This window comes from Tsuneonella rigui (assembly GCF_003958625.1).
Lineage (GTDB): Bacteria > Pseudomonadota > Alphaproteobacteria > Sphingomonadales > Sphingomonadaceae > Tsuneonella > Tsuneonella rigui.
This window is the reverse complement of the sequence record NZ_RSEL01000005.1, coordinates 261,166-282,069: the sequence shown is the minus strand read 5'-3', so window position 1 is coordinate 282,069 and position 20,904 is coordinate 261,166. Positions and strand designations below refer to the sequence as shown.

20 protein-coding genes are annotated in these 20,904 nt (G+C 67.0%); 17 read left to right on the top strand and 3 right to left on the bottom strand.

Annotated features, from left to right (window positions below):
* The first annotated feature begins 19 nt into the window (after nt 1-19).
* Entirely contained in the window at nt 20-1,138 is a 1,119-nt protein-coding gene (gene dnaJ, locus ELY12_RS02100) for a molecular chaperone DnaJ (protein ID WP_126175041.1), read from the top strand.
* Here dnaJ and ELY12_RS02095 read toward each other — a convergent pair.
* Complete coding sequence (locus ELY12_RS02095; protein WP_126175040.1) at nt 1,135-3,444, bottom strand: patatin-like protein; 2,310 nt, start codon at nt 3,442-3,444, stop codon at nt 1,135-1,137. The genes dnaJ and ELY12_RS02095 overlap by 4 nt on opposite strands.
* A gap of 71 nt (nt 3,445-3,515) precedes the next feature.
* Here ELY12_RS02095 and radA point away from each other — a divergent pair, with 71 nt between their 5' ends.
* The 10 genes from radA to rnr all read left to right on the top strand — a co-directional run bounded on the left by radA (nt 3,516) and on the right by rnr (nt 15,139).
* Entirely contained in the window at nt 3,516-4,883 is a 1,368-nt protein-coding gene (radA, locus tag ELY12_RS02090; RefSeq protein WP_126175039.1) for a DNA repair protein RadA, read from the top strand.
* A gap of 17 nt (nt 4,884-4,900) precedes the next feature.
* Nucleotides 4,901-5,434 carry a CvpA family protein gene (locus tag ELY12_RS02085; protein WP_126175038.1) on the top strand — a complete coding sequence of 178 codons (534 nt, stop codon included), beginning with the start codon at nt 4,901-4,903 and terminating at the stop codon, nt 5,432-5,434.
* Nucleotides 5,431-5,883, top strand: coding sequence for an iron-sulfur cluster assembly scaffold protein (locus ELY12_RS02080; RefSeq protein ID WP_206435747.1), 453 nt, complete (start codon nt 5,431-5,433; stop codon nt 5,881-5,883). The genes ELY12_RS02085 and ELY12_RS02080 overlap by 4 nt, the downstream gene beginning before the upstream one ends.
* Nucleotides 5,884-5,918: 35 nt before the next feature.
* Nucleotides 5,919-7,577, top strand: a complete 1,659-nt coding sequence (locus ELY12_RS02075) for an MFS transporter (protein WP_126175037.1) — start codon at nt 5,919-5,921, stop codon at nt 7,575-7,577.
* Nucleotides 7,574-8,614 carry an alanine racemase gene (gene alr, locus ELY12_RS02070; protein ID WP_126175036.1) on the top strand — a complete coding sequence of 347 codons (1,041 nt, stop codon included), beginning with the start codon at nt 7,574-7,576 and terminating at the stop codon, nt 8,612-8,614. Before ELY12_RS02075 ends, alr begins: the two co-directional genes overlap by 4 nt.
* Before the next feature lie 89 nt (nt 8,615-8,703).
* Entirely contained in the window at nt 8,704-9,270 is a 567-nt protein-coding gene (phaR, locus tag ELY12_RS02065) for a polyhydroxyalkanoate synthesis repressor PhaR (RefSeq protein ID WP_126175035.1), read from the top strand.
* Between the two features lie 54 nt (nt 9,271-9,324).
* Complete coding sequence (gene proS, locus ELY12_RS02060; protein WP_126175034.1) at nt 9,325-10,866, top strand: proline--tRNA ligase; 1,542 nt, start codon at nt 9,325-9,327, stop codon at nt 10,864-10,866.
* A gap of 27 nt (nt 10,867-10,893) precedes the next feature.
* Entirely contained in the window at nt 10,894-11,478 is a 585-nt protein-coding gene (locus ELY12_RS02055) for a DUF805 domain-containing protein (RefSeq protein WP_126175033.1), read from the top strand.
* Between the two features lie 38 nt (nt 11,479-11,516).
* Nucleotides 11,517-12,857 (top strand): M28 family peptidase, encoded by a 1,341-nt coding sequence (locus ELY12_RS02050; protein WP_126175032.1) that lies wholly within the window; start codon nt 11,517-11,519, stop codon nt 12,855-12,857.
* Nucleotides 12,858-12,880: 23 nt separating this feature from the next.
* Nucleotides 12,881-15,139 carry a ribonuclease R gene (gene rnr, locus ELY12_RS02045; RefSeq protein ID WP_241229683.1) on the top strand — a complete coding sequence of 753 codons (2,259 nt, stop codon included), beginning with the start codon at nt 12,881-12,883 and terminating at the stop codon, nt 15,137-15,139.
* On the opposite strand, the gene ELY12_RS02040 is transcribed toward rnr, so the two are convergent.
* Complete coding sequence (locus tag ELY12_RS02040) at nt 15,136-15,588, bottom strand: universal stress protein (RefSeq protein WP_126175031.1); 453 nt, start codon at nt 15,586-15,588, stop codon at nt 15,136-15,138. The genes rnr and ELY12_RS02040 overlap by 4 nt on opposite strands.
* A gap of 121 nt (nt 15,589-15,709) precedes the next feature.
* On the opposite strand from ELY12_RS02040, the gene ELY12_RS02035 reads away from it, so the two are divergent.
* From ELY12_RS02035 to ELY12_RS14215, 6 genes are all read left to right on the top strand, one after another.
* A complete protein-coding gene (locus tag ELY12_RS02035) occupies nt 15,710-17,056 on the top strand; it encodes a pyruvate dehydrogenase complex dihydrolipoamide acetyltransferase (RefSeq protein ID WP_126175030.1) in 1,347 nt (448 codons plus the stop codon).
* Between the two features lie 3 nt (nt 17,057-17,059).
* Entirely contained in the window at nt 17,060-17,644 is a 585-nt protein-coding gene (locus ELY12_RS02030) for a hypothetical protein (protein ID WP_126175029.1), read from the top strand.
* Nucleotides 17,645-17,670: 26 nt separating this feature from the next.
* On the top strand, nt 17,671-18,012 hold the full coding sequence (locus ELY12_RS02025; RefSeq protein WP_126175250.1) for an acyl-CoA thioesterase: 342 nt from the start codon (nt 17,671-17,673) through the stop codon (nt 18,010-18,012).
* A gap of 148 nt (nt 18,013-18,160) precedes the next feature.
* Nucleotides 18,161-19,573, top strand: coding sequence for a dihydrolipoyl dehydrogenase (gene lpdA, locus ELY12_RS02020; protein WP_126175028.1), 1,413 nt, complete (start codon nt 18,161-18,163; stop codon nt 19,571-19,573).
* Between the two features lie 23 nt (nt 19,574-19,596).
* Nucleotides 19,597-20,211: a hypothetical protein gene (locus tag ELY12_RS02015; RefSeq protein ID WP_126175027.1), complete on the top strand. Its 615-nt coding sequence runs from the start codon at nt 19,597-19,599 to the stop codon at nt 20,209-20,211.
* A 60-nt stretch (nt 20,212-20,271) separates the two neighbouring features.
* Nucleotides 20,272-20,436, top strand: coding sequence for a hypothetical protein (locus ELY12_RS14215; protein ID WP_164549378.1), 165 nt, complete (start codon nt 20,272-20,274; stop codon nt 20,434-20,436).
* A gap of 7 nt (nt 20,437-20,443) precedes the next feature.
* Here ELY12_RS14215 and ELY12_RS02010 read toward each other — a convergent pair whose 3' ends face one another.
* Nucleotides 20,444-20,785, bottom strand: coding sequence for a PilZ domain-containing protein (locus ELY12_RS02010; RefSeq protein WP_126175026.1), 342 nt, complete (start codon nt 20,783-20,785; stop codon nt 20,444-20,446).
* Nucleotides 20,786-20,904 lie beyond the last annotated feature (119 nt).

Genomic DNA, 20,904 nt, shown 5'->3' with positions numbered 1-20,904 from the left:
GGTATCCGGGCGGGGCCATATGATGTCGACCGAAATGGATTTCTACGAGGTGCTCGGGGTCGAGCGGACGGCGGACGACCGGACGATCAAGAGCGCCTACCGCAAGCTCGCGATGGAGTATCACCCCGACCGCAACGGCGGGTGCAAGGACAACGAGGCCAAGTTCAAGGCGATCTCGGTCGCCTATGACTGCCTCAAGGATCCGCAGAAGCGCGCCGCGTACGACCGCTACGGCCACGCTGCGTTCCAGAACGGCGGTGGCGGGGGCGGTCATCCCGGCGCCGACTTCGGCGACATCGGCGATATCTTCGAAACGATCTTCGGCAGCGCGTTCGGCGGCGGCGGCCGGCAGCAGGCGCGGCGCGGGGCGGACTTGCGCTACGACATGGAGGTGTCGCTCGACGAGGCCTACGACGGGCAGACGCGTGAGATCGAGATCGAGGTCAGCCAGGCGTGCGACACTTGCCACGGCTCCGGCGCGACGCCCGGGACTGAAGCGCGGCGCTGCAACCTGTGCTCGGGCCACGGCAAGGTCCGCGCCAAGCAGGGCTTCTTCGTGGTCGAGCGGCCGTGCCCCAACTGCCACGGCGCCGGCCAGGTGATCGAGAACCCGTGCCGCTCGTGTGGCGGGGAAGGGCGGGTCGATCGTCCCCAGAAACTCGAGGTTGAGATTCCGCCGGGCGTCGATACCGGCACCCGCATCCGGCTGTCCGGCAAGGGCGAGGCCGGCCCGCGCGGCGCGCCTCCGGGCGATCTCTACATCTTCGTCCACGTGCGCCCGCACCCGGTGTTCCAGCGCGAGGGCACGACGCTGATCACCCGCGTGCCGATCAGCTTCACCACCGCCGCGCTCGGCGACACGATCGAAATCCCCGATCTCGGCGGCGAGAGCCACCAGGTCAGCATCCCGGCGGGCATTCAGTCGGGCAAGCAACTCCGCGTGCGCGGCGGCGGCATGCCGGTGCTGCAAGGGCGCGGGCGGGGCGACATGGTGGTCGAGATCGTGGTCGAGACGCCGACCAAGCTCACCAAGGCGCAGCGCGAGATTCTCCAGCAGTTCCGCGAAACCGAGACCGGCGACGAATGCCCGGAAAGCCGCGGGTTCTTTGAGAAATTGAAGAGCGCGTTCGGGGGTTAAGCGGGTCGCTCGACCTCGCGCCGGATTCCCTCGACCAGGCCGGGATCGGCGGTGCAGCGGTTTTTCTCTTCGTCCAAAATCGCCAGGAATGCCCGTCGCTTGAAGGCCGCCATCTCGCCCTCGGCGAATCCTTCGACGGTTGAGGCGACGAGGTCGATCATCCGCTCCGCGCCGTGGAGGCGGCCCCACAGGTAATCGTTCTCACGGTAGGCCCGGCTGAAGAAGGCGCCGAAGTTGTAGAACTCGGTCCCGCGCAAGGTCGCGCGGGTTCCACCCGAACGGATCGAGCGCGCGTCCTCCGGACTGATGCGGTCGACCTTGACCGCGTCGAACTCGGTCAGTCCTTCGTTCTGGAGCAGCGGCAGCGTCGCCGCATCGTAGAACGGGAAGCCGAGATAGGTCAGCAACACCCGCCGCCGCAGTTCCTTGGGCATCGCTTCCAGTGCGGTCGCCAGTCTGCTTTCCGCCTCGGCATCGACCGCGGGCAACAGTCGCTCCGCCGCCAGCGCGTTCAGCACCGCACCCGGGTCCTCCATCACCTTGCCCGCGACCACCGCAAAGCCGTCGCCCAGATTCGCGCCGCCTTCCTGCGCGAAATAGAGCGCGAGGATGCCGTAGATCGCCTCGCGTGCCGCATCGAGCGCTTCCGCCGGGGTGCTGTCGTCGGCTTCCCAGTCGATCGACAGCCGCCGCGCGATGAGGCGCAGCCGGCGAATGCGGAAGGCGAGGTCGTGCGCGCGCAGGAAGCCGATTGCGCCCTCGCTCATGCCGCCGCCGGGATCGGACAGCGAGAACAGGCCGCGCTCGTCGAGCTCGCGCCGCAGCCGGGCGACAATCGCCTCGGTGTCCGGCAGCAGCAGCTCCGGCGCAGCAGCGAGGATGATCTCCGCCAAAGTCTCGACAATCCCGGCGACCTTGGCCTGCGCATAAGCCTGGAAAGCGTATCCCGCGCGTTCGGCGGCTGCCTGCTGCGCCTTGTTGCGCCACGCCGAGAGCCGCTTGGGGGTCGGCTTGTCGAGGAACAGCGTCAGGCCGAACAGCTTTTCCACCGCGCCCTCGACCTCGGGCCGCAGCGCGGTGACGATCCGCGCGAGCCGTACTGCCTCGCGCGATTGCTTCTCCAGTGCCTCCAGATTGTCGCGGATCGGCTGCTCGCGCGGAATGGTCGACAGCGAACCGAAGATCGCCCCGAAGAAGCCGACCGGCTGGTCGACCGATTGCTCGATCGCGCCGAACCGGTCAGGCCGCGGATCGATGTAGACGAACCGTCGATCGACCTCGCGCTGGGCAGGCCGGGATGCCAACGCCGCACGCGCCGCGCCGAAGGGCGCGTTGATCAGCACCGATCCATCGATCAGCGAAACGTGCGCTTCGTTTCCCTGCCGCACGTGGACCGGCATGATCCGCCCGACGAAGGCGTCGCGCCCGTGCCACGGCCGGCCGTGCTGGTCGGCGAGCCGATCGATCTCCGCCAATCGCAGTGGCGGAAAGGCGCCCGGAAAGCTCGCGGTCGCCCGCGCGGCCATGGTCAGCTCGAGTGGTTCGGCAAGGCTGGCACCGCCTTGAGGCGGGGTCTTGCTGCGGAACGCGATCGGCATGCGATGCTCGCTCTCCTCGACGCTCGGCGGGCTGTGCAGCCGCAGCAAGGAGAGAAACCCGCGAAAGTCGGTCGCGGTGACCATCAGGTCGAGCGGATGTCCCGCCGGCAGCAGTGGCGCCTGCGGCTCGGTCCTCCCCATCGCCGCCATCGCCTCGTAGATCAGCGAGGCGAAGCCGTAGCCCGAGAACGGCGGCTCGAACCACCGTCCGCGCACGAGGTGCGAGACCTTCCGCCGCACCTCCGCGCGCGTCTCGGGCGCGACGCTTTCGCTCACTGCGTTGCCGGGACGGCGCAGCAGCCACCAGACCAGCGGCATCGCCCACAGCTTGGCCATGCGCGACCACGGCCGTGCTTCGGGATCGAGCAGGCGGTCGACGTCGGCGTTGTCGAGCCACATCTCGGTCAGCGGCTCGAGGCTGTGGCCCGAGTGGATCGCCTGTGCGAGGAACACCGCGTTGATCCCGCCCGCGCTGGCGCCGGTGACGATATCGGGCAAGACGCGCAGCCGCAGATCGTGGCGTGCCTGGATCATCTCCAGCAATTCGCGATAGATACCGCTGACGCCGCTGTTCGACGCGCTATGGCCGTGGAAATCGCGGCTCGCACGGGCGAGGTGCCATAGCTCCTTGGTCACCCCGTGCATGTACACCGCCAGGCTGACCCCGCCGTAGCACACGAGCGCGATGCGGAGTTCCTTCTGGCGCATGCCGCACGCTTGCCGCGCCCCGCAGCGCTTGGCAATTGCGTTCTCTCAATGTTCCAGTTAGTTCCCCGGCGATGGTCAAGACCAAACGCCGTTACGTGTGCCAGGCCTGTGGCTCGTTAAGCCACCGCTGGCAGGGGCAATGCGCCGACTGCGCCGAATGGAATACGCTGGTCGAGGATGCGCCTGCGAGCGTGTTCTCGCTCAAGCACGACCTGTCTGCTGGGGGGCGGGCGATCGCGTTCGAGCGGCTCGATGCTCCGTCGGAGCCGCTGGTGCGCCTGCCGAGCGGGTTGGCCGAGTTCGACCGCGCGCTCGGCGGTGGGCTGGTGCCCGGCTCGGCGATCCTGATGGGGGGCGACCCCGGCATCGGCAAATCGACCTTACTGCTGCAGTCGGCCGGTGCGGTAGCCAAGCGCGGCGCGAGTGTCGTCTATGTCAGCGGCGAAGAGGCAGCGGGTCAGGTCCGCATGCGCGCGGGGCGGCTGGGACTGGCCGACGCGCCAATCAAGCTCGCCGCTGCCACCGGCGTGCGCGATATTCTCACCACGCTGGGGCAGGGCGCGCCGCCCGCGCTGCTGGTGATCGATTCGATCCAGACCATGCACTCCGACACCATCGAAGGCGCTCCCGGCACGGTCAGCCAGGTCCGCGGCTGCGCGTTCGAGTTGATCCGCTACGCCAAGGAGAACGGCGTCGCGCTGGTACTGGTCGGGCATGTGACCAAGGATGGCAGCATCGCCGGTCCGCGCGTGCTCGAGCACATGGTCGACGTGGTGATGAGCTTCGAAGGTGAGCGCAGCCACCAGTACCGCATCCTCCGCGCGCTCAAGAACCGCTTCGGCGCGATCGACGAGATCGGCGTGTTCGCGATGGCCGGGGCGGGGCTGGAGGAAGTCGCCAACCCGTCGCTGCTGTTCCTTTCGGGCCGCGAGGAGCCGCTGGCGGGCAGCGCGGTATTCCCGGCGCTGGAAGGCACGCGGCCGGTGCTGGTCGAGATCCAGGCGCTGATCGTGCGGCTGCAGTCGGGCGCCACCCCGCGGCGCGCGGTCGTCGGATGGGATTCGGGGCGGTTGGCGATGCTGCTTGCGGTGCTGGAATCGCGCTGCGGACTGAATTTCAGTTCGGCCGAGGTCTATCTCAACGTCGCGGGGGGCTATCGGCTGTCCGATCCTGCTGCCGACCTTGCAGTCGCGGCGGCGCTGGTCTCTGCGCTGGCGGACAAGCCGCTGGGAACCCATGCGATCTGGTTCGGCGAAGTGTCGCTGGCGGGCGAAATCCGCCCCGTGTCGCATGCCGGACTGCGCCTGCGCGAAGCGGCCAAGCTCGGCTTCGGCACCGGGTACGGCCCGGCGGACGCGGAACCGGGTTCATCCGGACTTAACTATCGCGGGCTACGGCGATTGGCCAATCTCGTTGACCGGGTAATGGCCGACGCATAGACCGGGGCCTCGATCGTATGACGGGTTTCGACATCATTGTTCTTCTTGTCGTCGCGGTGGCGGCGGCCGGCGGCTTCCTGCGGGGGTTCGTGCAGGAAGTGCTGTCGCTGCTCGCGTGGGGCGTCGCGATTCTCGCGATCCACAACCTGCACACGCCGCTGTACGACTGGCTCGAGCCCAAGATCGGCAATCCCACCGGCGCCTCCACCTTGGCCTTCGCTGTCCTGCTGCTGATCCCCTATGCGGGGATGAAGGTCATCGCCAGCAACCTGGGCCAAAAGTCGCGCGCGTCGCTGCTTGGCCCGATCGACCGCGTGCTCGGCTTCGGGTTCGGGGCGATCAAGGGGGCGATCGTGGTCACCTGCGCCTTCGCGCTGCTGGTGCTGGGTTACGATGCCGCCTGGGGAGTGACCGGGCGACCCGACTGGATCAAGCTGGCGCGGACCTATCCGCTGGTGAACGCCAGTGCCGACGCGCTGGTGCAGATGATCGAGGATCGCAACGCGAGCATCGAGAAGCGGGACAGATCAATTCACCTGCGCGGAGAATGACCACCGTGGCCGACGGGCGCGGCGGGACCGCGCTCTACACCCCTGATCTGCTCGCGCTTGCGGTGTCGCTGGCCGAGTGGCCGTTTTCCGAGGAAGCGCAGTTCACTGGAGAAGCGCGCTCGGTAGCGTGCGGCAGCCGGGTGAACTTTGCGTCGAGTGTGGATCGTAACGGACGGATCGATTGCCCCGGGCTGCACGTAACGGCCTGCGCAATCGGCCAAGCCGCCGCCGCGTTGTTCGCTGCGGGTGCGGCGGGGCGGACGCGGCAGGATATCGCAGCAGCGCGCGACGCGATCATGGTTTGGCTTGCAGGCGATGGGGCGTTGCCGGACTGGCCCGGCTTCGCGGTTCTTGAGCCGGCGCGCGCCTATCCCGGCCGGCACGGCGCCATCCCGCTGGCGTGGAATGCCGCGCTGGCCGCGCTTCCCAAGGAAACCGCGCCCCGCTAGACGCGGCGGAAAGGGAAGGGAGCCTCGCCGCCGTCATGAGCGCCACCGCAGTCACCGCCGCGCCGGCTCATGAGCCGAGCGCCAGCGACATCCGGCTCGTGATCGCCGCCTCCTCAGCCGGCACGATCTTCGAATGGTACGATTTCTTCATCTACGGCACGCTCGCCGCGCTGATCGGCAAGGCATTCTTTCCCGCCGATAACGAGACGCTGCAGCTGCTGCTGGTGTGGGCGGGGTTCGCGGTCGGCTTCGGGTTCCGGCCGCTGGGCGCGATCCTGTTCGGTTTTCTCGGCGACCGGTTGGGACGCAAGTACACCTTCCTTGTCACCGTCACGTTGATGGGCATCGCCACTGCGGGCGTCGGCCTCGTGCCGGGAGCCGCGTCGATCGGGCTCGCGGCGCCGGCCATCGTGATCGGGCTGCGCATCCTGCAGGGCCTTGCGCTCGGCGGTGAATACGGCGGCGCGGCGGTCTACGTCGCCGAGCATGCGCCGCCCGAGAAGCGCGGGTTCTTCACCTCGTTTATTCAGGCGAGCGTGGTCGGCGGGTTCGTGCTGTCGATCATCGTGGTGATCGCCTGCCGCGCGTTCATTCCGGAGGAGGAATTCAACGCCTGGGGCTGGCGAGTGCCGTTCCTGCTCAGCCTGATCCTGCTCGCGATTAGCCTGTGGATGCGGCTTAAGCTCTCGGAGAGCCCGGTGTTCCAGGCGATGAAGGCCTCGGGCGAGATGGTGAGAAACCCGTTCGTCGAGAGCTTCACCTATCCGGGCAACAAGAAGCGCATCTTTGTCGCGCTGTTCGGCATCACCGGGGTGCTGACGACGATCTGGTACACCGCGTTCTTCTCCGGCTTGAGCTTCCTCAAGGGGCCGATGCGGATGGATCCGGCGGTCAGCGAATGGATCATGCTCGCCGCGGGTGCGATCTCGATGTGCTTTTACCTCCTGGTCGGGCGGTGGTCCGACAAAGTGGGCCGCAAGCTGCCGATTATCATCGGCGCGGCAGCCTCGCTCGTGCTTCTGTTCCCGATCTTCTGGGGCATCGGCGCGCTGGCTAACCCGGGACTGGCGGCGAGCGCTGAGCGAACCCCGGTCGTCGTCACCGGCGCGCAGTGCACCTATGACCCCTTCGCCAGCAAGCAGGCAACCGATTGCGGCAAGCTGCTCGCGGACCTGACGGCCCTCGGCGTTTCCTATACCGTTGGTGAAGCCACAGCCGCCGGGGCCAAGCTAAACGTCGGCGGCACACACATCGACCTGCCCCAAGCCGACGATGCCGCGCGCAAAGCAGCGCTCCAGAGTGCGCTCGAACAACAGGGCTATGATTTCGCGAAGCAGACGCCAACGCTCGGCAACATTCTCGGGATTATCGCGCTGCTGTCGGCCCTCGGGCTGCTGTCGGCGCTTACCTACGGCTCGGTCGCGGCGCTGCTGGCGGAGATGTTCCCGCCGCAGATTCGCTACAGCTCGATGTCGATCCCCTATCACATCGGCGCGGGGTATCTCGGCGGGTTCCTGCCGCTGATCGCCGGGTACATCGTGGCGACGACCGGGAATGCCTATGCGGGGCTGTGGTACACCTGGGGCGTGGTCGCGTTCGGCCTGATCGTCGCGTGGTGGGGCATTCCCGGTGGCAAGCCGCGCGATTTCGCCGCTTCGGACGAACCGCCACCGGTCGCGCCCAACCGGCCATGACTGCCCTCCCTCCGCCGACGCTGCGGCTCGATCTCGACGCCGAGGCGCTGGCGCATAACTGGCGCGCGCTCGATCGCCTGTCGGGCAGCGCGCGCGCCGGGGCGGCGGTCAAGGCCGATGCTTATGGCCTGGGGGCGAGCAAGGTCGTGCCGATCCTCGCCAAGGCCTGCGCGCGCGATTTCTTCGTCGCGCACTGGAGCGAAGTGCCCGAGGTCATCGCCCACGTCCCGCCGAGCAGCGTTTCCGTGCTGCACGGACCGATGTCGGACGCCGACTGTGCCTTCGCCCGCGAGACCGGCGTGCGGCCGGTGCTCAACAGCCTCGAGCAAGTAGCGCGCTGGCGGAGTGCGGGCGGCGGCGCGTGCGACCTGATGTTCGATACCGGCATCAACCGACTCGGCTTGCCACTGTCTGCGGTGAGCAATCCTGCCTTGCAGGGTCTCGAGGTCGAGACGCTGATGTCGCACCTCGCGTCGGCGGACGAAGACGTGGCGCAGAACGAACAGCAGCTCGCACGCTTCCGCGAAATCGCGGCCGCCATCCCGGCCAAGCGCCGCAGCCTCTCGAACAGCGCCGGGATCGCGTTGGGCGCGGACTACGCATTCGATCTCACTCGTCCCGGCCTCGCGCTCTACGGCGGCGTTCCGCGCGGTGAGCTCGCGAATGAAATCCGCCAGGTCGCCCATCCGCGGGCCGCTCTGCTGCAAGTGCGCGAGATCGCGGCCGGCGAGGGCGTGGGCTACAACGCTGCGTTCGTGGCGCGCGGGCCCATGCGTGTGGGCGTGGTGTCGCTCGGCTATGCAGACGGCTTCCTGCGCTGCTGGGGCGGAAAGGGCGCGCTGCGCTCCGAAGGCGCCGACCTGCCGCTGCTCGGCAAAGTCTCGATGGACATGGTCGTCGTCGATCTCGCCGCCGCACCCGCAGTGCGCGAAGGCGATTGGGTGGATGTTCCGTATAACCTTCCCACCGCCTCAGCCCAGTGCGGCTTGTCGCAGTACGAACTGCTCACCACGCTCGGCCGCCGCTTCCGCCGATGATTGCTGCGCACAAATTTCCGCAGCATTTGTTGCACTGCGAATGCTGCAGGTGCTAGCAAAGCCCCAACGCCTCGAAAGGGTTGCGAGCCATGGCAAAACGGAACGACAGCGCGGACGGCGCGACGATCATCAAGAAGTACGCCAACCGGCGGCTCTATAACACTGCGTCGTCGAGCTACATCACGCTAGACGACCTGTCGCGGATGACCCGCGAGGGCGTCGACTTCAAAGTGCTCGACGCCAAGACGGGCGAAGACATCACCCACTCGATCCTGACCCAGATCATCATGGAGGAAGAGTCGAGCGGCGGTGAGCAGATGCTGCCGATCAGCTTCCTGCGCCAGCTCATCGGCATGTATGGCAACTCGATGCAGCAGATGATGCCCGCCTATCTCGAAGCGATGATGACCAACTTCCGCGACAACCAGGCCAAGGTCGCCGAGGCGCTGCACGCGCGCGCCGGCAGCAATCCGTTCGCCAAGATGGCCGAGACCAACCTCGCGATGATGCGCGCCGCCGCCGATGCACTGATGCCCAAGCGGCCGGAGGCGGCGCGACCGTCCGAGCCGGCGAGCCCGGCCAAGGGCGACGAGCTCGGCGAACTGCGCGCGCAGATGGCGGCGATGCAGAAGAAGCTGGACGAGCTTGGCAAATAGCGCCGCGCGCCGCTAACGGGGCGCGCCCCGAACTCCGATTGAAAGCTTACTCCCGTGTCCCAGATCCGCCACGCCCTGTCGGTCAAGCGCGCCGACGACTTTGCCGCATGGTATCAGGAGGTCATCTCCGCCGCCGACATGGCCGAGGAATCCGGCGTGCGCGGGTGCATGGTGATCAAGCCGTGGGGCTACGGCATCTGGGAGCGCATCCAGCGCCTGATGGACGAGCGGATCAAGGCCGCGGGCGTCGAGAACTGCTATTTCCCGCTGTTCATCCCGCTGCGCAATTTCGCGCGGGAGGCCGAGCATGTCGAAGGCTTCGCCAAGGAGATGGCGGTGGTCACCCACCACCGGCTGATCGCCGACGGCAAGGGCGGGTTGATGCCCGATCCGGAGGCGAAGCTCGAAGAGCCGCTGGTCGTCCGCCCGACCTCCGAAACGATCATCGGCGACGCGATGGCGCGCTGGGTGCAGTCGTGGCGCGACCTGCCGCTGCTGACCAACCAGTGGGCCAACGTGGTGCGCTGGGAAATGCGCACGCGCATGTTCCTGCGCACCAGCGAGTTCCTCTGGCAGGAAGGCCACACCGCACACGAGACCGCCGAGGACGCCCGCGCCGAGACGATGCGCGCGCTCGAGATGTACCGCGCCTGCGTCGAGGAAGACCTCGCGCTGCCGGTGATCGCGGGCGAGAAGCCCGAGAACGAGCGCTTCCCCGGCGCAGTCGAGACCTGGTCGATCGAGGCGATGATGCAGGATGGCAAGGCGCTGCAGGCCGGCACCAGCCATTACCTCGGCACCAACTTCGCGCACGCGGCAGGCATCAAGTTCCAGGACCGCGAGGGCGGCCAGCAGTTCGCGCACACCACCAGTTGGGGCACCTCGACCCGCATGATCGGCGGGGTGATCATGGTCCACGGCGACGACGACGGCCTCAAGGTGCCGCCGGCGATCGCCCCGTGGCAGGTGGTGATCGTGCCCATGCTGCGCGAGGACGATGGGGACGCCGCGTTGCTGGCGTATTGCGAGGATTTGCGCGCGCGGCTCGGAGCGCAGTCGGCCCTCGGCGAGCGGGTGCGTGTGCTGCTCGACAAGAAGCCGGGTAAGGCGACCGCGAAGCGGTGGGACTGGGTCCGCAGGGGCGCGCCGCTGATCATCGAGGTGGGTCAGCGCGATATGGCGGAGGGCAAGGTCAGCCTGCTGCGCCGCGACGCCTTGTGGGCGGATAACGGCAAGCCCGCCTTCTCTGCGCCTTCGATCGACGAAGCGGTGGCGACGATTCCTGGCGCGTTGGACGCGATGCAGCAATCGCTGCTGGCGTCGGCGCGGGAGGAGCGCGATGCGCGCATCACGCGCGGCGTGACCTCGTTCGCGGAGATCGAGCAGGCGTTCAAAGACAGCGTCAAGAACCCCGGTTGGGTCGAGGTGCAATGGTCCAAGCCGACCGGCGCCGCACTGGAACAGGTCGCCGAGCGGCTCAAGGCGCTCAAGCTAACGCTGCGTAACGTGCCTATGGACGCAAGCCCTGCCAACGGGGTATGTGTATTCACGGGAGATCCGGCAGTCGAACGGGTGCTGATAGCACGCGCGTACTAACTGCCGGCAGCAAGGGGGCGGCGTAGCATGCGCGAGGCGCTTCGATACCATTTCAAGCACCTGCTGGTGTTCTATGGCCGCGATGCCCGCCAGACCTTCTGGTACTGGTTCCTGTTCCTGTTCATACTCAACATGGCCGCCTCACTGGTCATGACCCTGCCAGTGACAATGGATGCCGTCACGGCGGGCTTTGAAGCCGCGAAAGGTGGAGACGAGGCGGCCGCGCAGGCCGCGATGATGAGCCAGATGGCCGTCATCATGAAGCGCGTGATCGTGTTTTCGCTTGCGATGGGGGTGATCAACCTGATGTTGATGGCGGCGCCGCTGGTCAGGCGCCTCCACGACAGTGGTAACACCGGACTGTGGGCGATCGTCGCCGGCGCCATCTACCTTGCATCGCTCGTGTTAACGTGGTCGCGCGCCGATCAGGCGGTTGCGTTGATGCGCCGGCTGGCGGCTGCGCATGACCCGCAGATGATGCTCGGCATGCAGACCCGGCTCGCGTGGGACGGACTGCTCGGGTACGTCCCGCTGATCATGGTGATCGCGTTCGGACTGCTCAAATCGACGCCCGGGCCCAACCGCTATGGCGAGCGGCCAGCGCGCTTCTGAGTCCTTGCCAAGCTGCTGGGGCTGGCCGAAAAGGCCTCATGCATAAACGACTTATCCTCGCTGCCGGGCTGCTGTGTACGGCTCCGTTGGTGGCCGCCGACGACCCTTCGCCCACCGTTTCCGAGGCACGGCTGCGCGCCGACATCGCCCAGCTGGTGAGCTTCGGCACCCGGCACACGCTGTCGGTGCAGGACGATCCCAAGCGCGGCATCGGCGCGGCCCGGGGCTGGGGCGCGGCGGAGTTTCGCAAGACCAGCAAGGCGTGCGGCGGGTGCCTCACGATCGTCCTGCCGGAGCGGATGGTGCAGGGCGCGCGTGTGCCCAATCCGACCAAGTTGGTGGACGTGGTGGCGATTCAGACCGGCACCGAGCGGCCCAACGAGGTCGTGATCGTGCAGGGTCACATCGACAGCCGCGTCACCGACGTGATGAACTTCACCTCGGATGCGCCGGGCGCCAACGACGACGGCAGCGGCACCGCGCTGGTGCTGGAAGCCGCGCGGGTGCTCTCGAAGCACAAGTACCCGGTGACGATCGTCTATGCGCTGCTGTCGGGCGAGGAGCAGGGGCTGCTCGGCGGGCAGCTCCTGGCAGATTACGCGGCTGAGCATGGCTGGCAGGTCAAGGCGGTCCTCAACAACGACATCGTCGGCAATTCGTGCGGCTCGGACGGATTCTGCGACCCGGAACACGTGCGCGTGTTCTCCGAAGGCCCACGTGCCGATCTCGACGACAAGGCGCGCGCCGCGCAGCGCCGTGACGGGGGTGAGAACGACAGCCCCAGCCGCAACCTCTCGCGCTATGCCGCCACGCTCGACAATGACGCATTCGCCGTGCGCCAGATCTGGCGCGCCGACCGCATGGGGCGGGGCGGGGACCACCTGCCCTATCTCGAGAAGGGCTACCCCGCGATCCGCTTCTCGGTCTCGGTCGAGAACTACGACCACCAGCACCAGGACCTGCGCACCGAGAACGGCACCGTCTATGGCGACACCATCGAGTTCGTCGACTTCCCATATCTCGCCAAGGTGACCGCGCTCAACGTGCGCATGCTCGACCGCCTCGCGCGCACGCCGATGCCGCCGGTGCCGACCGCGGAGGCGGCGGTGCAGACCTTCACCACGGTCAAGTGGGCCGAGGTGCCGGGCGCGGCGAACTATTCGATCTGGCAGCGCCGAACCGACGAGGCGAACTGGCCCGCGGAGCCGGTGATCGGCAAGATCGTCGCCACCAGCGCCAAGCTCGACGGGGTGCGCGGGGACGACTGGGTGTTTGGCGTCAGCGCCTGCTCCGCCGATGGCCTGTGCAGCCCGGTGGCGAGCGCGGTGCCCGGCGGCGGCTTCGAGCCGCTCGCCCAGCAGCGGGGTGACAAGCAGTAGGCTCGTCCCCATATTCGCGGGCAATGAATAAGAACCATAAACCGGGGATGCCCACCCGGGCGCAAATCCTCGAATTCCTCCAGACCAGCCCGACGATCGCCGGCAAGCGCGAGATCGCCAAGGCGTTCGGGCTCAAGGGCCAGGAAAAGATCGCGCTCAAGGCGCTGCTCAAGGACATGGCCGAGGAAGGCCTGATCGACGGCAAGAAGACCGCCTATCACCGCATGGGCGGCGTGCCCAAGGTCACCACCCTGCGCGTCGCCGAGATCGAGGACGGCGAGCCGTTCGCGATCCCCGACGCCTGGAGCCCCGACGACGGCGCGCCGCCGCCGCGCATCCGGGTGATCGAGGGCAAGGGCAAGAATGGCAACCGCTTCCCGGCCTTGAAGGTCGGCGACCGCATCCTTGCCCGCACCGAAGAGGTCGGCCGCGGGTGGCGCGCGTTCGTCATGAAGAAGCTGCCCGCCCGCACCGAAGGGCTCATGGGCGTGGTCGAGATCGATGCGAGCGGCAAAGGCTGGCTCGCCCCGGTTGACAAGCGCGTGCGCACGTCCTCGCCAATCAGCGACCTCGGCGGCGCCGAGGCTGGCCAGCTGGTGGTCGCGGAGCCCGCGGGCAAGTCGCCGCGCTCGGGCGTGAAGGTCACCGAGGTGATCGGCGATCCGCTCGCGCCCAAGGCATTCAGCCTGATCGCGATCGCCAAGCACGGCATTCCGCACGTGTTCCCGCAGGAAGCGCTCGACGAGGCTGAGCGGGCGGCCAAGGAACCGCTCTCGGCCGAGCACCGCGAAGACCTGCGCCACGTCCCCATCGTCGCCATCGACCCCGCCGACGCGCGCGACCACGACGATGCGATCTGGGCCGAGCCCGACGGCAACGGCGGCTTCAACGCGATCGTCGCCATCGCCGACGTCAGCTTCTACGTCCGCCCCGGCAGCCAGGTCGACCGCGAGGCGCGCAAGCGCGGCAACTCGGTCTATTTCCCCGACCGCGTCGTGCCGATGCTGCCCGAGGTGCTCAGCGCCGACGTCTGCTCCCTCAAGGAAGGCGCCGACCGTGCCGCGATGGCGTGCCACATGCGCATCTCGCCGGAGGGTAAGGTCACCAAGTGGCGCTTCACCCGCGCGCTAGTACGCATCGCGCACAACATCGCCTACGAAGACGCGCAGGCCGCCATCGATGGCGGCGAGGCGCCCGAATACCTCACCAACCTGTGGGACGCGTGGAAGCTGCTGTTCGCCGCCCGCCAAGCGCGTGATCCGCTCGAGCTCGAGCTGCCCGAACGGCAGGTCAAGCTCGACGACCAAGGCAAGATCTCCGAGATCGCCGTGCGCGAACGGCTCGACGCGCACCGGGTGGTCGAGGATTTCATGATCGCCGCCAACGTCGCCGCGGCCAAGGCGCTGGAGGCCAAGACCGCGCCGGTGGTCTACCGCGTCCACGAGCAGCCGGGCCGCGAGAAGCTGATTGCGCTGCGCGATTACATGAAGACCTTCGGCCACAGCCTCGCGCTGGGCCAGGTCATCACCCCCGGACTGTTCAACCGCATGCTCAAGGACATCGCCGACGAGAGCGAGCGCGCGCAGGTGATGGAAGCGGTGCTGCGCAGCCAGACGCAGGCCTATTACGGGCCCGACAACATGGGACACTTCGGCCTCGCGCTCGGCTCCTATGCCCACTTCACCTCGCCGATCCGGCGTTATGCCGACCTGCTGGTTCACCGCGCGCTGGTCGATGCCTACAAGCTGGAGCAGCCCGAGCCGAAGCACCTTCCCGGGCACAGCGGCCTCAGCGACCGCGACCGCGACGACCTCGGCAAGATCTCCGAAGCTATCAGCAAGACCGAGCGCCGCGCGATGGAGGCCGAGCGCGATACCATCGATCGCTACGTCGCCGCGTGGCTCGCGGGCCGAGTGGGCGAGGTGTTCGAAACGCGCATCACCGGCGTCACCAGTTTCGGCTTCTTCGCAACGATCGTCGGGCTAGGCGGCGATGGGCTAGTACCGGTCTCCACGCTCGGCCGCGAGCATTTCCGATGGGAAGAAGGCGCACAGCGGCTGATCGGCGAGGACAGCGGCACCACCTACGCACCCGGCGACCGGCTGCAACTACGTCTCGGCGAGGCCAACCCGCTCACTGGTGCGCTCAAGTTCGAGCTACCCGATGCTGAGGGCCGCATCGAACCGCGCGGCAACCCCCCGCCGCCGCGCGAGAAGCGCAAGTTCGAGCAAGGCAAGCGCGGCCGCCCGGGCAACATCCGCCACCAGGGGCGCAAGCGCTAGCTCAGCCGGTCGAGATCCTCGTCGCTAATTCCCCCGGGGACCAGGAACAGGGGGCAGGGCAGCGCACCGGCGTGGGCCGAGAAGTGGCTGACCAACGGCCCGGGCCCGCCCTCCTTCGCGGTGCCGAGCACCAGAGCGGCGACCTCGGGGTGCTCCGCGAGGTATTCCCGGATCACGCCCTGCGCGTCCCCCGTGCGGACCGAGATCACCGGCATCTTGCCGCTTTCGGCGAAGATCGATCCGGCCGCACTGCTGGCGACCATCTCGGCCCGGTCGAGCGCCTCCTGCTCGATCGTCGCCTGCACCGCGCCGAACGCGTTGAAGTTTTCCCGCGGGACCAGCGCCAGGATGTGCACGGCGCCGCCGGTCTTCATCGCGCGCCGGCTGGCGAAGCGCAGCGCGCGCACCGCTTCTTCCGTCTCGTCCATGATCACCAGATAGACGCGCATCGATCCCACCCCTTGCGTGGCCTGCAAATATCGGCGGAAAGCGAAGCGAGGGCAAGCGGCTTGCCGTGACGCTACGGCTTTGCCAAAGCGAGCGCAGGTCACTCCCCAGTGAAGGAACACCATGCCGACGCCGATCAAGATGCCCGCCCTGTCGCCGACGATGGAGGAAGGCACGCTCGCCCGCTGGCTGGTGAAGGAGGGAGACACCGTCTCCTCCGGCGACGTGATGGCGGAGATCGAGACCGACAAGGCGACGATGGAGTTCGAGGCGGTCGACGAAGGCACGATCGCGAAGATCGAGGTGCCCGAGGGCACCGAAGGGGTGAAGGTCGGCACGGTGATCGCGCTGCTGGCGGGTGAGGGCGAGGATGCCAGCGCTGCTGCTGCGGCGCCCGCTCCCAAGACGGAGGCATCGGCCAAGCCTGCGGAGCCCAAGAGGGAAACCGTCGTCCCAGCGCAGGCTGGGACCTCGTCGAGTGAGGCGGCCACGTCGAGTGAGACCAACGAGGCCCCAGCCTCCGCTGGGGCGACGAGTGGGGGTAAGGCGACTGGCGGGAACCGCGTCATCGCCTCGCCGCTGGCCAAGCGGATCGCCGAGCAGAAAGGCGTCGACCTCACGTCGCTCAAGGGCAGCGGGCCCAACGGCCGCATCGTAAAGGCTGACGTCGAAGGCGCCCCTGTCGCCCCAGCGCAGGCTGGGGCCTCGTCCGTCCAAGCGCAACCGCAAGCGGCGGCCGCTGTCGCTCCCTCCGCTCCCACCACGCTCCCCGACTTCGGGATCCCGCACGAGGATGAGAAGCTCTCCAACGTCCGCAAGGTCATCGCCCGCCGCCTGACCGAATCCAAGCAGACCGTCCCGCACTACTACCTCGCGATCGACGTCCGGCTCGATCCGCTGCTCAAGCTGCGCGGAGAGCTCAACGCCGCGCTCGAGGCGCAGGGCGTCAAGCTCAGCGTCAACGACCTCTTGATCAAGGCGCTCGCCAAGGCGCTGATTCAGGTGCCCGATTGCAACGTAAGCTTCGGCGGCGACACGCTGCGCCGCTTCAGCCGCGCCGACATCTCGGTCGCGGTCGCTGCGCCCAGCGGGCTCATCACCCCGATCATCGTCGATGCCGGCGCGAAGTCGGTCAGCGCGATCGCAGGCGAGATGAAGACGCTCGCCAGCAAGGCGCGCGAGGGCAAGCTGCAGCCGGCCGAGTACCAGGGCGGCACCGCCAGCCTGTCCAACCTCGGCATGTACGGGATCAAGCAGTTCGAAGCGGTGATCAATCCGCCCCAGGCGATGATCATGGCCGTCGGCGCGGGCGAGAAGCGGCCCTACGTGGTCGACGACGCGCTCGCCATCGCCTCCGTGATGACCGCCACCGGCAGCTTCGACCACCGCGCCATCGACGGCGCGACTGGCGCCGAGCTGATGCAGGCGTTCAAGGCGCTGGTGGAGGCGCCGCTGGGGCTGGTGGCTTGAGGCATGGATACTGTGCCTCTCATAGCTGCAGGAATCGGTTTCTCCGGGCTTCTACTCGGACTGGTGTTGAGACCAATCGCTGAGGAGTGGTACTCTCGTCGCAAAAAGACACTGCACATCCGAGTGAGCGAACCCAGTGTTTTTCGAGCACCGCACGAAAAGGTCCTCCTCAAGTGGGAGGATGAAACTCTTTCTAAAATATACCAAACTGGCTTCACCATCAGCAATCTCACAGGGCGGACACTGAGGGGCGTAAGTCTCGAGATTCAGGCCCCCAAGCCCGTTGGCGATAAGGATTTCTACTCAGTATATCTGAGCGAAGGTGGTGGTTGTCGGTGGGATGAACTCGACGCCGATGCCGAGGGATCGCTTTTCGAGTTCGAATACATACAGCCTAAGGCGAGCATCCAAGGCTCGATGATCTCAACATACACCGACCAAATAGAGTTTGTGTCGCATGATGATTTCGAGGTTCGAGTAATTCCCTACAAGCCCAACTCTGGCTGGCAACGATATCTCGCCGGGGCTGCGTCGGCTGCCGCCTTGGCATCGTTCTCCAGCGCGCTTGTCGCGGCGCTTGGTTCGTGAAGGACCCCCTCATCCGCGTCACCGCGATGCCGGCGGACACCAACCCGTACGGCGGAGTGTTCGGCGGGTGGCTGATGAGCCAGATGGCGCTCGGCGCGGGTGCGCTGGCGAGCCGGGTGGGGAAGGGTAAGGCGGCGGTCGTCTCGGCCAGCGACTTCGCCTTTCCCGGCGCGATGGCGGTGGGGGACGAGCTCAGCGTCTATTGCGAGGTCGCCGCGACCGGCACCACCTCGCTCACCATCACCGCCGAGGGCATCGCTCGCGAGCGTAACGGCGAGGCGACCATCGCGGTGTCGCGGGGCACCTTCAAATTCGTGCTGCTCGACGCGAACGACCGGCCGCGCGCCATCGCAGGCGCCGACGGATGAGCGCTTTCCTACAGGGACGCTCGCATGCCATGCTTGATGAGCACCTAGCTTGCGGCCCAGAACCGAGCGCGAGCGAACGATCGAATATGTCGCCGATTTTCGCGTGAACTTTGAGTGAACTTTGCCGACCGAAAGAGCGTGAACACCCATGGCTGATACCCAATACGACGTCATCGTGCTCGGCAGCGGCCCCGGCGGCTATGTCGCGGCGATCCGCTGCGCGCAGCTTGGCCTCAAGACCGCGATCGTCGAGCGCGAGCTACTCGGCGGCATCTGCCTCAACTGGGGCTGCATCCCGACCAAGGCGCTGCTGCGTTCGGCGGAGATCTTCCACTACATGCAGCACGCGGGCGACTACGGCCTTAAAGCGCAAAGGATCGAGGCGGACCTCGCCGCGGTGGTCAAGCGCAGCCGCGGGGTGGCGAAGCAGCTCAACGCCGGCGTCACCCACCTGATGAAGAAGAACAAAATCACGGTGCACATGGGGGAGGGGACGATGACCGGCCCGACGTCGCTCACTGTGAAATCGGACAGGGGGGAGGAAAAACTCACCGCCAAGCATGTGATCGTCGCCACCGGCGCACGGGCGCGCGAGCTGCCGTTCGCCAAGTCCGACGGCAAGCGCGTGTGGACCTATCGCCACGCCATGACCCCGGCCGAGATGCCGACAAAGTTGCTGGTCATCGGCAGCGGCGCGATCGGGATCGAGTTTGCCAGCTTCTACAACGACATGGGCGCCGAAGTGACCGTGGTGGAGATGCTCGACCGGATCGTGCCGGTGGAGGACGCCGACGTCTCCGCGTTCCTCGAGAAGAGCCTGACCAAGCAGGGCTTGACCATCATGACCGGCGCGGGCGTCGAGGCGCTGGCCGTATCGGCGGGCGGGGTGAAGGCGAAGATCAAGGCGAAGGACGGTAAGGTCGCCGAAAGCGAGTTCAGCCACGTCATCGTCGCGGTCGGCATCGTGCCGAACACCGAGAACGTCGGGCTGGAAAAGCTGGTCGAAACGGATAGCGGCTTCATCCAGATCGATCCGTACGGCCGCACCAAGTCCAAGGGACTATGGGCGATCGGCGACTGCACGCCCGGTCCGTGGCTGGCGCACAAGGCGAGCCACGAGGGCGTCACCGCCGCCGAGGCGATCGCGCAGGAACTCGGCAACAAGGACGTTCACCCGCACCCGCTCGACCGCGGCAATATCCCGGGCTGCACCTACTGCCACCCGCAGATCGCCAGCGTCGGCCTGACCGAGGCAAAGGCCAAGGAAGGCGGGCGCGAGGTGAAGGCCGGCACGTTCCCCTTCATCGGCAACGGCAAGGCGATCGCGCTGGGCGAGGCGGAAGGCTTCATCAAGACGGTGTTCGACGCCAAGACCGGCGAACTATTGGGCGCGCACATGATCGGCGCCGAGGTGACCGAGCTCATCCAGGGCTACGTCGTCGGCAAGACGCTCGAGACCACCGAGGCCGAGTTGATGCAGAGCATATTCCCGCACCCGACGCTAAGTGAAATGATGCACGAAAGCGTGCTCGCCGCCTACGGGCGGGCGCTGCATATCTGATCGTCGGCGCAGGGAGACCGAAGGTGACCGACATCGAGGTCGCATTCCCCGAACCATGCACAGAAGCGTGGGAGGATATGGCGCCGGCCGGATGCAACCGGCATTGCGCGGCGTGCGAGAAGACGATTCACGATCTGTCGGTCATGACCTTGCAGGAAGCGGAGGCCTTGCTCGCCCAGCCGGAACCGCCCTGCGTGCGCGCGCGGATCGCGCCAGATGGCACGGTAGCTCTGGTCAGAGGCAGCGGCGCCAATCGGAACGGCCGCAGGCTGGTCGCGGCGGTGAGCGCATCCATGACGCTGGCGACCGCCGCGTGTCAGACGCCGCTCGGCGCGGTCTCACCTCGGTTCGAGATCAGTGGCGAGACGTACTCCTGGTATTCGTCGCAGCGGACCCGGTTGGTGGCAGCCGACGGGCGGGTTCGGCGACCCTCCCTCAGCAAGGACGCGCGGTTTCGCTTCTCCAACCTCACGCCGGGCACCTATACTGTCAGCTACACGGACATGTGCGGCGAAACTCATGTCGGGGCGCCGGTGACGGTGACCGACGAAGATGTAGATGTGGGCATGTTCCGGTGGGAGGAGGAGTGCGTCATCGTCGGGGTGATGGTCCGTGCAGACGAGGCCAGCCGCGGGTAGATGGAGTGTCGCGGAACGGAAACACCTCTGCCGCATTTGGGATGCGGAGAGGTGTCGCACATGGAATACGAAATCGAGGATCGCCCCCAGATGGGCGAGGACTGCGAGTACGAGTACATCGTCACCCGCACCGAATGGCGCCTTGGCACGATGCCGGCGCGGCCGGCAGCCTTCGCAGGCGCAGATCGTGCGGTGCAGATCCCCGAGCAGGAGCTCTGCTCCTGAGGATGAACTAGACGGGATCGAGCTCTTCGGAAGGTACGGGAGGATTGAGCGCGGCAATGTGATCCGAGACGGCAGGATGCAGCGGGCGTTCGAATTCCAGGCCGGCAGATTGCTCGGCCGTCCAGGCGGTGATCGAACCCAGCGTCTCCAGCCCATTGATCTTGAGGCCGTAAGTGGTTCCGGGCTTCAGCGGATGCGTGCCGGCGACGCTGATAGCACAGCCGCCGACTGACAAGTCGCTGATGTGCAGTGCGTGGCGCTGACCGTGGGCGGTCTTTGCGACCGCGGAGATACGAGTAGGCACTCGGCGCGCACCTCGGCGCTCGCTGGGTTTTCGTACGTCGGTCATCACTCGTTCTGGTCTGCTTCGGACAGGCGCGACGCCGTCTTGTTTTCTGAAGCGCCGCCTATCTTATCATGCGTTAAGAGAAGGTTGCGATCGGATATGCGCCAACAACAGGCTGAGCG

Coding starts and splice junctions, on each gene's coding strand:
- ELY12_RS02075 (WP_126175037.1), top strand. CDS start 5,919: ATGAGCGCCACCGCAGTCACCGCCGCGCCGGCTCATGAGCCGAGCGCC.
- rnr (WP_241229683.1), top strand. CDS start 12,881: ATGAATAAGAACCATAAACCGGGGATGCCCACCCGGGCGCAAATCCTC.
- lpdA (WP_126175028.1), top strand. CDS start 18,161: ATGGCTGATACCCAATACGACGTCATCGTGCTCGGCAGCGGCCCCGGC.
- ELY12_RS14215 (WP_164549378.1), top strand. CDS start 20,272: ATGGAATACGAAATCGAGGATCGCCCCCAGATGGGCGAGGACTGCGAG.
- ELY12_RS02025 (WP_126175250.1), top strand. CDS start 17,671: ATGCCGGCGGACACCAACCCGTACGGCGGAGTGTTCGGCGGGTGGCTG.
- ELY12_RS02010 (WP_126175026.1), bottom strand. CDS start 20,785: ATGACCGACGTACGAAAACCCAGCGAGCGCCGAGGTGCGCGCCGAGTG.
- ELY12_RS02040 (WP_126175031.1), bottom strand. CDS start 15,588: ATGCGCGTCTATCTGGTGATCATGGACGAGACGGAAGAAGCGGTGCGC.
- ELY12_RS02095 (WP_126175040.1), bottom strand. CDS start 3,444: ATGCGCCAGAAGGAACTCCGCATCGCGCTCGTGTGCTACGGCGGGGTC.
- ELY12_RS02085 (WP_126175038.1), top strand. CDS start 4,901: ATGACGGGTTTCGACATCATTGTTCTTCTTGTCGTCGCGGTGGCGGCG.
- dnaJ (WP_126175041.1), top strand. CDS start 20: ATGATGTCGACCGAAATGGATTTCTACGAGGTGCTCGGGGTCGAGCGG.
- ELY12_RS02050 (WP_126175032.1), top strand. CDS start 11,517: ATGCATAAACGACTTATCCTCGCTGCCGGGCTGCTGTGTACGGCTCCG.
- radA (WP_126175039.1), top strand. CDS start 3,516: ATGGTCAAGACCAAACGCCGTTACGTGTGCCAGGCCTGTGGCTCGTTA.
- ELY12_RS02035 (WP_126175030.1), top strand. CDS start 15,710: ATGCCGACGCCGATCAAGATGCCCGCCCTGTCGCCGACGATGGAGGAA.
- phaR (WP_126175035.1), top strand. CDS start 8,704: ATGGCAAAACGGAACGACAGCGCGGACGGCGCGACGATCATCAAGAAG.
- alr (WP_126175036.1), top strand. CDS start 7,574: ATGACTGCCCTCCCTCCGCCGACGCTGCGGCTCGATCTCGACGCCGAG.
- ELY12_RS02055 (WP_126175033.1), top strand. CDS start 10,894: ATGCGCGAGGCGCTTCGATACCATTTCAAGCACCTGCTGGTGTTCTAT.
- ELY12_RS02030 (WP_126175029.1), top strand. CDS start 17,060: ATGGATACTGTGCCTCTCATAGCTGCAGGAATCGGTTTCTCCGGGCTT.
- ELY12_RS02080 (WP_206435747.1), top strand. CDS start 5,431: ATGACCACCGTGGCCGACGGGCGCGGCGGGACCGCGCTCTACACCCCT.